The sequence below is a fragment of the Bacillus sp. EB106-04-02-XG92 genome, assembly GCF_058791995.1.
In genome coordinates this window covers 127396-142135 of record NZ_JBYTEA010000002.1, presented here as the reverse complement: position 1 = coordinate 142135, position 14740 = coordinate 127396, and the positions used below count along the sequence as shown (strand labels likewise).

The 14740-nt window shown below is 35.7% G+C and carries 18 protein-coding genes; 12 read left to right on the top strand and 6 right to left on the bottom strand.

Annotated elements, in window-relative coordinates; translation table 11 throughout:
• The first annotated feature begins 59 nt into the window (after window positions 1-59).
• The 3 genes from AC3WVA_RS06790 to AC3WVA_RS06780 all read left to right on the top strand — a co-directional run bounded on the left by AC3WVA_RS06790 (window position 60) and on the right by AC3WVA_RS06780 (window position 3105).
• A complete protein-coding gene (locus AC3WVA_RS06790; RefSeq protein ID WP_048528210.1) occupies window positions 60-1241 on the top strand; it encodes a NupC/NupG family nucleoside CNT transporter in 1182 nt (393 codons plus the stop codon).
• A gap of 343 nt (window positions 1242-1584) precedes the next feature.
• Window positions 1585-2766, top strand: coding sequence for a NupC/NupG family nucleoside CNT transporter (locus AC3WVA_RS06785; protein WP_048528214.1), 1182 nt, complete (start codon window positions 1585-1587; stop codon window positions 2764-2766).
• 105 nt (window positions 2767-2871) lie between these two features.
• Entirely contained in the window at window positions 2872-3105 is a 234-nt protein-coding gene (locus tag AC3WVA_RS06780) for a hypothetical protein (RefSeq protein WP_098520858.1), read from the top strand.
• A 25-nt stretch (window positions 3106-3130) separates the two neighbouring features.
• On the opposite strand, the gene AC3WVA_RS06775 is transcribed toward AC3WVA_RS06780, so the two are convergent.
• Entirely contained in the window at window positions 3131-3637 is a 507-nt protein-coding gene (locus AC3WVA_RS06775; protein ID WP_000949392.1) for a ferritin, read from the bottom strand.
• A gap of 53 nt (window positions 3638-3690) precedes the next feature.
• Window positions 3691-4014: a MazG nucleotide pyrophosphohydrolase domain-containing protein gene (locus tag AC3WVA_RS06770; protein ID WP_048528217.1), complete on the bottom strand. Its 324-nt coding sequence runs from the start codon at window positions 4012-4014 to the stop codon at window positions 3691-3693.
• 73 nt (window positions 4015-4087) lie between these two features.
• Here AC3WVA_RS06770 and AC3WVA_RS06765 point away from each other — a divergent pair, with 73 nt between their 5' ends.
• Window positions 4088-4666 (top strand): LOG family protein, encoded by a 579-nt coding sequence (locus tag AC3WVA_RS06765; RefSeq protein ID WP_048528219.1) that lies wholly within the window; start codon window positions 4088-4090, stop codon window positions 4664-4666.
• 118 nt (window positions 4667-4784) lie between these two features.
• On the top strand, window positions 4785-5066 hold the full coding sequence (locus tag AC3WVA_RS06760) for a hypothetical protein (protein ID WP_098881621.1): 282 nt from the start codon (window positions 4785-4787) through the stop codon (window positions 5064-5066).
• Between the two features lie 17 nt (window positions 5067-5083).
• Here the strand turns inward: AC3WVA_RS06760 and AC3WVA_RS06755 are convergent, their stop codons facing one another.
• The 3 genes from AC3WVA_RS06755 to AC3WVA_RS06745 all read right to left on the bottom strand — a co-directional run bounded on the left by AC3WVA_RS06755 (window position 5084) and on the right by AC3WVA_RS06745 (window position 7943).
• Window positions 5084-5281 carry a hypothetical protein gene (locus tag AC3WVA_RS06755; protein WP_000656322.1) on the bottom strand — a complete coding sequence of 66 codons (198 nt, stop codon included), beginning with the start codon at window positions 5279-5281 and terminating at the stop codon, window positions 5084-5086.
• Between the two features lie 574 nt (window positions 5282-5855).
• Complete coding sequence (locus AC3WVA_RS06750) at window positions 5856-6296, bottom strand: Dps family protein (protein WP_048528223.1); 441 nt, start codon at window positions 6294-6296, stop codon at window positions 5856-5858.
• A gap of 213 nt (window positions 6297-6509) precedes the next feature.
• Entirely contained in the window at window positions 6510-7943 is a 1434-nt protein-coding gene (locus tag AC3WVA_RS06745; protein WP_048528225.1) for an alanine/glycine:cation symporter family protein, read from the bottom strand.
• 410 nt (window positions 7944-8353) lie between these two features.
• Between AC3WVA_RS06745 and AC3WVA_RS06740 the strand changes: the two genes are divergently transcribed.
• From AC3WVA_RS06740 to nprB, 7 genes are all read left to right on the top strand, one after another.
• Window positions 8354-8851 carry a cation:proton antiporter regulatory subunit gene (locus AC3WVA_RS06740; RefSeq protein ID WP_492321836.1) on the top strand — a complete coding sequence of 166 codons (498 nt, stop codon included), beginning with the start codon at window positions 8354-8356 and terminating at the stop codon, window positions 8849-8851.
• Complete coding sequence (locus AC3WVA_RS06735; RefSeq protein WP_048528231.1) at window positions 8852-10051, top strand: cation:proton antiporter; 1200 nt, start codon at window positions 8852-8854, stop codon at window positions 10049-10051.
• Window positions 10052-10130: 79 nt separating this feature from the next.
• Window positions 10131-10727: an undecaprenyl phosphate transporter UptA gene (gene uptA / locus AC3WVA_RS06730; protein WP_141539576.1), complete on the top strand. Its 597-nt coding sequence runs from the start codon at window positions 10131-10133 to the stop codon at window positions 10725-10727.
• A 133-nt stretch (window positions 10728-10860) separates the two neighbouring features.
• Window positions 10861-11295 carry a DUF3920 family protein gene (locus AC3WVA_RS06725; RefSeq protein WP_098881622.1) on the top strand — a complete coding sequence of 145 codons (435 nt, stop codon included), beginning with the start codon at window positions 10861-10863 and terminating at the stop codon, window positions 11293-11295.
• A 107-nt stretch (window positions 11296-11402) separates the two neighbouring features.
• Window positions 11403-11813: a MarR family winged helix-turn-helix transcriptional regulator gene (locus tag AC3WVA_RS06720; RefSeq protein ID WP_098881623.1), complete on the top strand. Its 411-nt coding sequence runs from the start codon at window positions 11403-11405 to the stop codon at window positions 11811-11813.
• Window positions 11814-11861: 48 nt separating this feature from the next.
• The gene (locus tag AC3WVA_RS06715; RefSeq protein WP_098345500.1) at window positions 11862-12560 is read left to right on the top strand and encodes a pirin family protein; all 699 of its coding nucleotides are present in this window, start codon (window positions 11862-11864) and stop codon (window positions 12558-12560) included.
• A gap of 156 nt (window positions 12561-12716) precedes the next feature.
• A complete protein-coding gene (nprB, locus tag AC3WVA_RS06710) occupies window positions 12717-14366 on the top strand; it encodes a neutral protease NprB (protein ID WP_141539575.1) in 1650 nt (549 codons plus the stop codon).
• A 42-nt stretch (window positions 14367-14408) separates the two neighbouring features.
• On the opposite strand, the gene AC3WVA_RS06705 is transcribed toward nprB, so the two are convergent.
• A complete protein-coding gene (locus AC3WVA_RS06705; protein ID WP_000082521.1) occupies window positions 14409-14726 on the bottom strand; it encodes a metal-sulfur cluster assembly factor in 318 nt (105 codons plus the stop codon).
• Between the last annotated feature and the right edge of the window lie 14 nt (window positions 14727-14740).

Here is a 14740-nt window from a genome sequence, read left to right as displayed (position 1 = left end):
CTTATTTTGAGTGGTCAGACGTTCAACGTTAATGAAGAGTTAAATGGAGGATTTTATTAATGAAGTTTGTTATGTTTCTTGTAGGATTACTTGTTGTATTCATACTCGGTTTTCTTATAAGTGCCGATCGAAAGAAGATTAAGTATAAACCAATTGCAATCATGCTTGTTATTCAGCTAGCGTTAAGTTACTTCTTATTAAATACGCAAGTTGGTTATATTTTAGTAAAAGGAATTTCAGATGGATTTGGCGCGCTTCTTGGATATGCGGAAGCTGGAATCGTTTTCGTATTTGGCGGTCTTGTTAATAAAGGAGAGGTTTCATTCTTCTTAACAGCACTATTACCAATCGTATTCTTTGCCGTTTTAATCGGAATTCTGCAACACTTTAAAATTTTACCGATAATTATTCGTGCTATTGGTACGTTGTTAAGTAAAGTAAATGGTCTAGGAAAACTAGAATCATATAACGCAGTAGCAGCTGCCATTGTTGGGCAAGCGGAAGTATTTATTACGGTAAAAGATCAATTAAGTAAAATCCCAAAACATCGTTTATATACATTATGTGCATCTTCCATGTCGACAGTATCAATGTCAATCGTAGGTTCTTATATGAAAATGATCGAACCGAAATATGTAGTAACAGCACTTGTATTAAATTTATTTAGTGGTTTCATTATTATTCATATTATTAACCCGTACGATATTACAGAAGAAGAAGATACACTGAAATTAGAAAATAAGAAAAAACAATCATTCTTTGAAATGTTAAGCGAATATATTATGCTTGGTTTCACAATCGCGATCACAGTAGCGGCAATGTTACTTGGTTTCGTAGCATTAATTACAGCAATTAATAGCTTGTTTGATTCCATGTTCGGCATTACATTCCAAGCTATTTTAGGATATATTTTCTCACCATTAGCATTCGTAATGGGTATCCCGCAAGCAGAGATGGTAACAGCGGGACAAATTATGGCAACAAAATTAGTATCAAACGAGTTTGTTGCGATGCTTGATCTTGGAAAAGTAGCTGGTGACTTATCAGCTCGTACAGTTGGTATTCTTTCTGTATTCCTTGTATCATTTGCAAACTTCTCATCAATCGGAATTATCGCAGGTGCAACGAAAGGTATCGATGAAAACCAATCAAATGTTGTATCATCATTCGGCCTACGCCTTGTATACGGTGCGACATTAGTAAGTATTCTATCAGCGATTATCGTTGGTGTTATGTTATAAAAAAGAGGGTCCTAGCTTATAGCTAGGGCTATTTTTTATGGTAAATTTGCATGAAAAAACCAATTTACTAGGAATATATTAACATATAAAAATCTTTTAAAATTTATATTGCATTTCAGTTAGATAACGCTTACAATTTGATTTGTAGGTGGTATCAATTTCAGACTTTCAAATATGGTAGGAGAGAAGAGGCTACCTTTTATAAATTGCAATTTATGTAAACGCTTACTGATTTTAGATGACAGTTGAATAGTTTTAGGGGTTTTAAATTTTTTTAACGTCAATGGTCAGACGTCATTCGTTATACGACCAATAACTCATGGGAGAAGTGGAGGATTCACATATGAAGATCGTAATGTTTCTAGTTGGTTTACTTGTAGTATTTGTACTAGGTTTCCTTATCAGTTCAGATCGTAAGAAAATTAAATATAAACCAATTGCACTTATGCTTGTCATTCAATTGGTGCTTGCGTATTTCTTATTAAATACAAAGGTCGGATTTGTATTGGTAAAAGGGATTGCAGATGGGTTTGGCGCTATTTTAAAATTTGCGGAAGCAGGGGTTAATTTCGTATTTGGTGGTCTAGCAAATGATGGACAAGCACCATTCTTCTTAACAGTATTATTACCAATTATTTTCTTAGCGGTACTAATCGGGATCCTGCAACATATTAAAGTTTTACCGATTATCATTCGTGCAGTCGGTTTCCTATTGAGTAAAGTTAACGGCTTAGGAAAACTAGAATCATATAATGCAGTAGCAGCTGCAATCGTTGGTCAAGGGGAAGTATTCATTACAGTAAAAGATCAACTAAGCAAATTACCGAAAAATCGTTTATACACACTTTGTGCATCTTCAATGTCAACAGTATCGATGTCAATCGTCGGTTCTTACATGAAAATGATTGATCCAAAATATGTAGTAACGGCACTTGTATTAAATTTATTTAGTGGATTTATTATCGTTCATATTATTAATCCATATGACGTGAAAGAAGAAGACGATATTTTAGAATTACAAGAAGATAAAAAACAAACATTCTTTGAAATGTTAGGCGAATATATTATGCTTGGTTTCTCAATCGCTGTAACAGTAGCGGCGATGTTAATCGGTTTCGTAGCATTAATTACAGCAATTAACGGTGTATTTGATTCAATTTTCGGCATCACATTCCAAAGCATTTTAGGATACATTTTCTCACCATTAGCATTCGTAATGGGTATTCCAACATCAGAGATGCTAACAGCAGGACAAATTATGGCAACAAAATTAGTAACGAACGAATTCGTTGCAATGCTTGACCTTGGAAAAGTAGCTGGCGATTTATCAGCTCGTACAGTAGGTATTTTATCTATCTTCCTTGTATCATTTGCGAACTTCTCATCAATCGGAATTATCGCAGGTGCAACGAAGAGTATCGATGGCAAACAAGCAAACGTTGTATCATCATTCGGATTAAAACTTGTATACGGTGCAACGCTAGTAAGTATATTATCAGCAGTTATCGTTGGAGTTATGCTTTAATAAAATGGTAAAGAAGTCGTTTATCTCTTATTTAGGAGAGGAACGGCTTTTTTATTTTGGTATGATAAATAATACAGGGAAATAATACAGGGAGAGTGAATTAAGTTGAAAGAAGCGGATAGTTTAAGGAAGTTTGATGAGATTATAGAGAACATTGATCAATTAACTGGTGAAGATGCTAGAACCTTTTTGAAATTTATACATGAGTATTTAAGCATAGTAGAAGAAGGCGATGGGACTTTTACTCATAGTGATTTTGTTGAAAAGGTTTCAGAGTTTTATAAGAAGGATTTGGCTAAGGTTATTGAGCTGAGAGAAGCAATAAAAAAATCACCTTAATACATTCATTAAGGTGATTGAAATACTATTCAGCTGGAGGCGTAAATGTACGTTTTTCTAATTCAGCGTCTAGCATAAATAATGCGTTTGAATCGCTTGTAATACGTTTTAATTTTTGGATGATGCTATCGAATGAAGCTTCTTCTTCTACTTGCTCATCGACGAACCATTTTAAGAATGTAATTGTTGCGTGCTCACGCTCATCCCAAGCGATATCAGATAAGTTGTAAATACGTTTCGTTACTTCACGCTCGTGCTCAAGTGCCACTTCAAAAGCGTTTAGTACAGATTCATATTCGTTATTCGGATTATCGAATCCAGTAATAATAGCGCGCTCACCGCGGTCATTAATGTAGTTGTAAAGCTTCATTGCGTGGAAACGTTCTTCTTCGGCTTGTACAAGGAAAAAGTTAGCGAATCCATCATAGCTTTCAGCCGTACAGTAAGCAGCCATTGCCATATAAGCATGGGCAGAGTAAAATTCAAAGTTCATTTGATCATTTAGTGCGTCGTGCAATTTTTTTGATAACATAAAATCCCCCTTAGTATTGTGACAAGAATATTATACCATAATTGATAATATTCTCATTTGGATGTCTCGAACCTTTTCGAAAGCTTTGTGACGTGAGCCTCCATAATGTCTTGTAAATCTAAATCATATTTTTGTGAAAGAATAATAAGATTAGACAGTACATCACCAAGTTCTTCTTTTAACTCTTGTTTTAGCTCTTCTTCTGTCTTCACTTTTTCATCAGGACGATCACGCCCAATTTCAATAGCGCGAACAACGCGTGAAACTTCCCCAACTTCCTCTGTTAAGAAATTTAAGCGAATAAAGGAATTATACTGTGACCAGCTTCGTTTTTCGTAAAATTCCTCCACCCATCTTTGAAATGCGACGATATCCATTTCTTCCTCATCCCTTCAATATGTTGTACAATATTCATTGTATCATAACAATATATAGTCTTGGGGTGTAGGGATGAGAAAGATTTGTGTGTTTGCAGGTTCCAATTTAGGGGAGAGACCAGAATTTAAAGAGCAGGCAATAGCGTTAGGGAAAATGTTTGTTGAAAACGATTATGAGCTTGTATACGGTGGTTCTTGCGTTGGATTAATGGGAGAAGTAGCAAATGAAGTTCTTCGTTTAGGCGGGCGTGTAACAGGTGTTATGCCGCGCGGTTTATTCCGAGGAGAAATTGTGCATACAGGGTTAACAGAACTAATTGAAGTAGAAACAATGCACGAACGTAAAGCAAAAATGGCAGAACTTGCGGATGCTTTTATTGCGTTGCCAGGTGGATACGGAACGTTTGAAGAGTTATTTGAAGTAGTATGTTGGTCACAAATTGGTATACATAATAAGCCGGTTGGTTTATTAAATATAAAAGACTTTTACGGACCAATTTTGCAAATGGTTGAACGCGCAGCGGAAGAAGGGTTTATGAATCCGTCGAATAAAGAATTGATCGTTTCAGCTGAGACGGCAGATAAACTAATTCATGAGATCCAAAACTATGAACGTCCTGTTTTAGGAACGAAGTGGAAGCAGTTATCATAATACAATTTTATAGAGATTTTTGGAAACACATGTCATTTTATCTTGAAAAGACATGTGTTTTTAATTTGGTTAAATATGTTAATGTTGAGATATAATGTTTTCGGAAAAGAAGAAATAGATGGAGGAGTTCGTATTTTTAAGACCGGTTTTTAAAAGTATTTTAGCAGCAGTTATTCTTGTTATGCTAATTGTTTCAACACAGAAGAAAGAGCTAATTAATGAATTTTCTCTTTGGTTCATTTCGATATTATGTATCGGTGTTTCAGTGATCACGTTGTTTATGACTGGTTTTATCGTTGATGAGTATAATCTAGCTGGGGATGCACAGAGTTTTAGCACGTTTATTGCGATTAGTTGTATTAGCGGTTTGAATTTTATTATTTATTATAGACGGAAATAAAAAGAAGGCATCCCGTATTACTTTGGAATGCCTTTATCATTTTGATTACTTTGTTTTTTATACAGGTACCAGCCCCCCCAGCCGCCACCAATTGCTACAACAACGAGGAAAGCATAGTCTTTCACCTCGATACGTATATTGAAAATATTAGCTATAAGTAAGACAATCCCAACCGTTATTAACGCAAAAAATGCTCTAATTAAGTAGTCTTTCAACTGAACCACTCCCGCCATTTAAGTAGTAAATGATGAATATGGAAAAGCTTTTTGGATCTATTTTACGAAAGGGTGTTTCCTATATTTTAACATAAAAAGGATTGTAATATATTGATAAAAGTAGGGAAGAGAGGTGCTGATATTGTCGTGATTTGTCGGTAAGTCGATATCCTGTGTCGAATCGTCGATATAATGAAAAAATCGTTGATATATTGTGAGTTATCGTCGATATATTTGAAGAATCGTTGATATAAATTTCATGTACCAGCACGTGCGACAACCCCATAGAAAAAAGCGACTCTGAACGAGCCGCTTCCGCTTTTAGTCTATCCAGCTCCGGTGACTAGAACAGTCGGTCATTTCGCGCCTTCCTGTGAGGCAAAAAGCGCCTCTTCGTCAGGAGCTCCAATGCCCTCCTGTTCTGAGCAAGTCGCTTCCGCTTTTAAACATTATCCAGCTCCAGCGGCTAGAATCTCCGGTCATTTCGCTCTCTTGCTCGAAGCAAAAAGCGCTTCAAGGTCGAGAGCTCCAATGCCCTGCGATTCTGAACGAGCCGCTTCCGCTTTAAAATCTATTATTGATTCAAGAACGCACGTAGCATCCAAGCGTGTTTTTCTAGTTCTGTGTAGATGCCTAGTAGTAGGTCAGATGTCATTTCGTCGTCAGAGTCTTGAGCGATTTCCATGCCTTTTTTCAGTTCGACTAGCATCATTTCGTAGTCTTTCATGATTGCTTCGACCATCCCTTCTGCAGTTTCTCCGTATGCTGCTTCTTGAATAGTAGAGATTTCTAGATATTCTTTCATTGTTGCTACTGGTTTACCACCAATTGCTAAAATACGTTCTGCAATTTCGTCGATGTGAGTAGCTGATTCTGTGTAAAGCTCTTCGAATTTTTCATGTAATGTGAAGAATTGAGGTCCTTTTACGTACCAATGGAAGTTGTGTAATTTTGTGAATAAAACGCTCCAGTCTGCTACTTGTTTGTTTAATACTTCGATTACTTGTTTGTTCATTATGATCAATCTCCTTTTGAGTTGTTATGTTATATCAATTACTAATTTATAATTATTATAATCTAGTAATTCGTATAAATCAACCCTTTTGCTGGAATTAATTTGAACAAATTATGAACTGTTGTAAATAAAAATCCCTATTACTGTGGAGTAATAGGGATTTTGTTTGATATATAGCTTTTGTTCTGAACGAGCCGCATCTGCTTTTAATTATTACACAGCCTTCTGTTTTTCTTCTACGTCCTGTCCATCCCAGCACTCTGTATTCTGTAAGCCAGGGATAGAACTTGCAACGAAAACAGGATCTTTTCCTTGTTTCTTTTGCTTTAAATAGTCTACTAATGCTGCGTAGGCGAATTTGCTTAGGAATGAGATGGCAATTAAGTTTGTGAATACCATTAGTCCCATGAATAAATCAGCTAAACTCCAAACTGTTTGAAGGGCAGCGATTGATCCGAAGAATACCATTCCGACAACTGCAACGCGATAAATCATTAACCATGTTTTACTTTCTTTAATGAATGCGATATTTGTTTCACCATAATAGTAGTTTCCTAGAAGAGAACTGAATGCGAATAGGAAAATAATAATCGCTAAGAAAGTGCTTGCCCACGGGCCAATTTGTGAACTTAATGCTTGTTGTGTTAATTCAATACCTTCTAAGTTTGATCCTTTGTAAAGTCCGGAACATAATACGATAAACGCTGTTGATGTACATACTAAGAATGTGTCTACGAAAACTCCTAATGCTTGAACAAGTCCTTGTTTTACAGGGTGAGATACATCTGATGTTGCAGCTGCGTTAGGAGAGCTACCCATACCTGCTTCTGTCGCGAATAAACCGCGCTGAATTCCGAACTTAATTGCTGCTCCAATACCACCAGCGATAGCTTGATCTAAACCGAATGCGCTGTTAAATATTTCTGTAAAAATGCTTGGTAACATAGTGAAGTTGTTAATAACGACAAAAATTGCCACACCAATATAAACAATTGCCATTGGAGGAACAATCATTTCTGTAATACGTGAAATGCTCTTAATACCACCAAAAATAATAACTGCAACTAATAAAGCTAATAGAGCTCCTACAAGAGTTCGCTCTAGTCCAAAAGCATTTTCAAATGCGATTGTTACTGTATTTGCTTGTACGGAATTGAAAATTAATCCGTATGCAACTGTAATAAGAAGTGAGAACCAAACCCCCATCCAGCGCTTGTTTAAGCCTTTTTCCATATAATACGCTGGTCCACCACGGAATCTGCTTCCATCTTTTACTTTATAAATTTGCGCGAGCGTACATTCTACGAAACTAGTAGCTGCTCCAAGGATAGCAATAAACCACATCCAAAATATTGCGCCAGGTCCACCCATTGAAATGGCTAATGCTACACCAGCTAAATTCCCGATACCGATACGTGCTGCTGCACTTAAGCAAAATGCTTGGAATGGAGAGATGCTATCTTTCTTTTTTTCTTTTCGATTAAATCCTTTACTAATTAAACCGACCATCTCACCGAAATGAGTAATTTGGACAAATTTCAATTTGAAAGAGAAATAAAGACCGAAGCCGATTAGCATTGCAATAAGAATATATGACCATAAAATATTATTCGTTACCTCAAGGAATCTGCTAAAGATATCAACCATATAATACACTTCCTTTTTTTCGTAATAAGAAAATTATATGCAAAAAATATACGAGAATCAATTTTTCTAAAAAATTATGTTACATAAACGTATTTTGTGTTATGATTATGTTACATCATAATATTTTTAGAATTATTTACATTTTAAAAAACTAAATGTAAAGCGAAAAAGAGGGGGATAATTTGAAAGAAGAAACTTTATTGAAAGTAAGTCTTAAGAGTTTGAAAATGAGAAGTAATATATTTTTTATCATTACATCTTTAAGTATCTTTTTAGGAGCGACTTATTATTACAATAAAAGATTTCCAAGTCACAGGTATCCTGAATGGTTAGAATTTCTAAAATTGATTGGATGAACAAAAGACAGAAAAACAGAAAATTCAAATAAAAAAGTTGTGGAGGAGCTAAATATGAATATTAGAGAAAGTGAACTTCCGGGTATTGGTTATAAGTTTCAAATTGTTACGAAAGGTAACGAAAAGATTGTGATTGTTATTCATGATGACGGGCGTAGAGAAATGTATCATTTTGATTCAGACCATGAAGAAAGCATCTCAAGTATTTCATTACGTGACTCAGAGGCAAGACAAATTGCAGCAATATTAGGCGGAATGGTGTATAAGCCTAGAGCATTAGAAAATGTTGAAATGGTCTTTGAAGGTTTAGCGATTGAGTGGTTCAAAGTGGAGAATGCAGCTCCTGCAATCGGAAAAACAATCGGTGATCTTGAAATAAGAAAAACATATAGCGTAACGATTATTGCAGTTATGAAAAAGAATATGAAAAAGCTATTTAATCCAGGGCCAGAAACAGCAATTGAAGAAGGCGATATGCTTGTAGTTTCTGGTGAGAGAGAAGAAATTAAAAAAATTATTAATGAGTTACTTTCGAATAGGGGGACTGACTAGATGGATACGTTAATTTTTGAAGTTGGTACAGCGTTAGTATTAGTTGCAATTGCGGCAGTACTTGCTGGAAAGTTTAAATTCTCAGTAATTCCGTTTCTAATTGTTCTTGGGATGTTAGTAGGGCCACACGCGCCGACGATAGGTGTGATCGATTTCAAGTTTATTGAAAGTGCAAATGTAATTTCCTTCCTTGGACGGATTGGGGTTCTGTTCCTTCTGTTCTATCTAGGACTAGAGTTTTCGATGAAAAAATTAATTAAATCTGGACGTTCTATTGCGATTGGCGGAACGATCTATATTTTAATTAACTTTTCACTTGGGTTATTATACGGGTTTATTATGGGATTCCCTTTACTAGAAATCTTAATTATTGCGGGTATTATTACGATTTCTTCTAGCGCTATCGTTGCAAAAGTGTTAGTGGATTTAAGAAGAACTGGTAATAATGAAACCGAATTAATTTTAGGAATTATCATGTTCGAAGATATATTCCTTGCTGTATATTTATCAGTCGTTTCAGGTTTAGTTCTAGGGGATCATGCTTCCTTCCTAGGTGCTCTTACTTCAATTGGGATTGCTTTAGGGTACATGCTTCTATTCTTTATTGTAGCTAGAAAGGCGACGCCTTTATTAAATAAATTACTCAATATTAGTTCGGATGAAATTTTCATTATTGTAGTATTTGCTTCATTATTCTTTATTGCAGGATTCTCGGAAACAATTCACGTTGCCGAAGCAATTGGAGCACTTCTTTTAGGGTTAGTTTTCTCTGAGACAGAGCATAGTGACAGAATTGAACATCTCGTTGTTCCATTTAGAGACTTTTTCGGAGCTATTTTCTTCTTCAGTTTCGGATTAAGTATTGATCCTTTCTCATTAGGCGGAGCGATATGGTTAACGTTAGGTGCTGTCCTTCTTACAATCATCGGAAACTTTGTAGCAGGGATGATTGCAGGGCGACAAGCTGGATTATCTCATAAAGCGTCAACAAATATTGGATTAACAATCGTTTCAAGAGGAGAGTTCTCCATCATTATGGCCAATATCGGTATCGCGGGTGGTTTAATGTCAGTACTGAAACCATTCTCAGCACTATATGTGCTTATACTATCGATCCTAGGTCCACTTTTGACGAAAGAGTCAAAGAATGTATATAAATTTTTAAATAAAGTCTTTAAGTGGGATACGAAGGCTAACTAAATTAAAAAAATAAAAGTACAAGATATGTCCTGCTTGTACTTTTATTGTTTGCAATGAAAACAGTAAAGAGAGGTACATGATGTTAGGAGAGTTGATTCATTCCGTTTTAGTTTTACTAGAAGGACTTGGTTATTGGGGAATTATGCTTGGATTAATGCTAGAGGTTATCCCAAGTGAAATCGTATTATCTTATGCAGGTTATTTAGTATCAACAGGAAGCATTACATTTTGGGGCGCTGTCGCGTTCGGTACAATTGGTGGTGTAATTGCACAACTATTCATTTATTGGATTGGTCGATACGGAGGAAGACCTGTTCTTGAGCGATATGGAAAATATATTTTAATTCAAAAGAAACATATTGATTATGCTGAAGCTTGGTTTAATCGTTACGGAACCGGCGTTATTTTTACTGCTCGTTTTATTCCAGTTGTGCGTCATGCTATTTCCATACCAGCAGGTATTGCGAAAATGTCACATGCTAAGTTTATTACGCTAACTACATTAGCTGTTATTCCATGGTCAATTGTGTTTGTATATTTAGGTTTTAAATTAGGAACAGAGTGGGAAAGCATTAATAAAGTTGCTGGGCCATATGTGAAATACTTTGCACTTGCTGCTATTGTTTGTGCAATTGGTTACTTTGTATTAAAAAAAGTGATGAAAAAAAGTGATTAAGAAAAAGGAATCTATGTCGGCATAGATTCTTTTTTTATTGGTATTTTTTCAAGGATGAAAGAATACGTTTAATATTTACCATATTGTGGCATACATATAGAAAAAGGGTGCTTGGAAAGGGGAATAAAAAGAAATGGAACTCCAGTTTCAAAATGTATATCAACAGGTGGAGAATTGGTATGTGTTGGATTCGGAGCTTCCTTGGGATGTCAAAAGGCTTAGAGAAGATTTGTTTTCATTGATTGAAGTATGTAAAACGCCAGTTATTTTTTGTGATACGTGTGATGCGAATCATGTGCTTCTATCGTTAGGAGAAGAAGAAGAGGAATTCTTATTCCCAGTTGGTGGTTTTTATCATAAAGAAAAACAATTAATTTTTGTTTGTATGTGGGAAGAGTATGAGCAAGTGCTCAAAACACTACTGCATGAATTTCGCCATGCGATGCAACATAAGAGAGACGTATTGTATGTTGGACAGGAATTGTACGAAGATAGATGGATTGAGAAAGATGCGAGAAAGTTTGCGGAGAGGAAGCTAGATGAATATAAAAATAGAAAGTTAATGTAAAGCATAGTGGAGAAATAGCGCTGTGCTTTTTGGTTACTAAAAGTAAGTTATTGACTTTTATGAAGTTTAGTTCTAAACTAATGGTATGAAACGAGCGAGGTGATGAAATGAAAACAGAAGATAGGCTCGGATTACTATTATGGTTTCGTTTATCACGTTTTTATAACAAAAGTATTCGTGAGACGAATCAGCATTTGAAAGAATGGAATGTATCTGCCGCTCAGTTTGATGTACTAGCTCAGGTTGGAGGACAGGGTTGTTTAACGCAACAAGAGCTTGGAAATAAGCTATTTGTTACGAAGGGAAATATCACACAGCTTTTAAATAAAATGGAGCAGCTGGAGTGGATTCATCGCGAACAAGAAGGTACTACAAAGTATATTTCGTTAACTGAAAAGGGAAAAGCTTTATATGAAGAAATCGTTCCGCCTCAAGAAACATTCCAAGCGAAGCAGTTTCAAAATTTAAATGTAGAAGAGCAGCATCAATTATTACAATTACTAAAAAAGTTACAGTAAAAAATTTTAAAATAAATCTTGAATTCGAGATAATATGAGGTGAAGGGTATGTTTAGAAAAGTTGATCATAAAAATATGGGAAAAGCAAATCATGGTTGGCTAAATACACATTTTCATTTTTCATTTGCGAATTATTATAATCCTAATAATATGAACTTCGGTGCATTACGTGTAATTAACGATGACCTAGTAGCGGCACAAACTGGTTTTGATATGCATCCGCACCGCGATATGGAAATCATTTCGTACGTTGTGGATGGTGCTTTAACACATGAGGATAGCATGGGAAATCGTGGAACCATTGAGCGAGGGCATGTTCAATATATGAGTGCTGGCACAGGTGTGTTTCATAGTGAGCATAATTTAGGAAATGAAACGCTACGTTTATTACAAATTTGGATTTTACCAGACCGTGCGGACCATAAACCAAACTATGGTGAGTTTAAATTTGATTGGAGCAAACGTGAAAACGAATGGTTTCATATGGTATCTCCATTAGAAGGCGGGGCACCAATTCAAATTCACCAAGATGCAAATTTATATTCTTTATCGTTAGATGCAGGAAAAGAAATTCATTTTCCTATGAAAGAAGGCCGTCAATTGTACCTTGTACAAATTGAAGGAAGTAGTGTAATCAATGGTGAAAATCTTGTTATGCGTGATGCAGCAGAAGCGGTAGAAGAAGATATTCATATTGAAGCGAAAGAGCAATCACATTATGTAGCAATTGAATTGAAAAGACAATAAAAGATTTATAGAAAAGAGGACATCTGATAGATGTCCTCTTTTTTTGAGCGGAATTATCAGAAAAAATTTTCTCAAATTTTAAGTAAAGGTATCAACTTGAAAAACAAGAATTGTATAAAAGTGTCAAAAATCTTTATGGGAATGGGGAATGTTATAGTGAAAAAGCAAGTCATTTCATCAGCATTAGCGTTAACTGTTATCGCCGGGGGATTTGGAACATTTGGAGCAACGACAACGAAAGCGGAAGAACAAAAAATTCAATATCATCAAGAATTTAAAACACCTGCATACATAGGTGAAGAATGGAAAGCACCAGAAGGACTAGATAAAAAAGAAACGGTCTTTCAATATTTAGAGAGTAAGAAAGATATGTTCAAATTAGCAGGAAATATTGATAAACACTTCAATGTCGTTGGGGAGGAAAAAGATGCTGAATCCGGCACAACACACGTGAAGCTAGTTGAGAAACATAATAACATCCCTGTGTATGGTTCAGATCAAACTGTTACACTAGATAAAGAGAATAATGTGAAAGCATTCTTCGGACAAGTTATTCCGAATTTAGATGATAAAAATATTCCAGCATCTGCAAGTATTAGTGCGGAACAAGCAGAAACAATTGCAAAGGCAGATATTGAGAAAGAAGTTGGCCAAGTAAAGAATTATGATGGTGTGAAAAAAGATTTATTTGTGTATGAAAAAGATGGGAATTATTATCTTGCATACCTTGTTAAGGCATCGATTTCAAAGCCAGCTCCAGGATATTGGCATTATTTTGTTGATGCAACGAATGGAAATGTAATTGAGAAATATAATGCTGTAGATCACATTACAGGATTCGGTTACGGAGTATTAGGGGCTAGACAATCATTTGAAATTGCGCAAGATGAGAAAACAGGAGCGTTCAATTTATTTGACGGTAAGCGTGGACAAGGTGTTCATACATTTAATGCGGATAATATGGATGAAAATTTATTTAACCTATTCTCGCAATGGTTTGGATATACAGGTCTAGAAGTAGAAAGTAAAAGTAAATTCTTTGATGACAAAGCAGCGGTTGATGCGCATGTAAATGCAGGAAAAGTATACGATTATTATAAAAAGACGTTTAATCGTAATTCTTTCGATGATAAAGGTGCGAAACTTATTTCCTCTGTTCACGTAGGTGAAAACTGGAATAACGCAGCTTGGAACGGTGTACAAATGATGTATGGTGATGGAGATGGTAAAACATTTATTCCATTATCTGCTGGCCTAGATGTTATCGGTCACGAATTAACGCATGCTGTAACTGAACATACAGCAAATCTTGTTTATAAAAATGAGTCAGGTGCGTTAAATGAATCGTTATCTGATATTATGGGTGTTATGGTTGAGAAGAAGAGCTGGGATTTAGGTGCTGACATTTATACACCTGATAAACCTGGTGATGCACTTCGCTCTCTGAAAGATCCAGCATCTATTCCAAATCCATTAAAGCCAAGTGAAGGCTACCCAGATCACTACAATAAACGCTACACTGGAACAGCTGATAATGGCGGCGTTCATATTAACAGTAGTATTAACAATAAAGCTGCATATTTAGTATCTGAAGGCGGCGAGCATTACGACGTGAAAGTAACTGGAGTAGGCCGTGAAGCGACAGAAAAAATTTATTACCGTGCTCTTACGAAATATTTAACTGCAAACTCTGACTTTAAGATGATGCGTCAAGCTGCTCTTCAGTCAGCTGAAGATTTATATGGTAAAGATTCTAAAGCTGTACAAGCTGTAACGAAAGCTTATGATGCAGTAGGCGTAAAATAATAAGAGAAAAAGACCTGACTAGAATGTCAGGTCTTTCTTTATTTAGTCGCGAATACCTAATGCGATTTTTGCCATACGTGACATACGTTCTTTAGACCAGGGCGGATTCCAAACGACATTTACTTCTATTTCATTGACTTCAGGTACGTTCGTTGATAATACTTTTTTAACGTCTGATACAATTTGCCCAGCCATTGGACAACCGATAGAAGTCATCGTCATCGTAATGACAGCATTATTATTTTCATCTGCCGTAACGTCATAAACCAATCCAAGATTGATAATATCAACACCGAGTTCAGGGTCAATAACAGCTTCTAAGTTTGCATATAACTTTTCTTCAAATGCTTGTTGTGACATGTGTAGCACCCCCT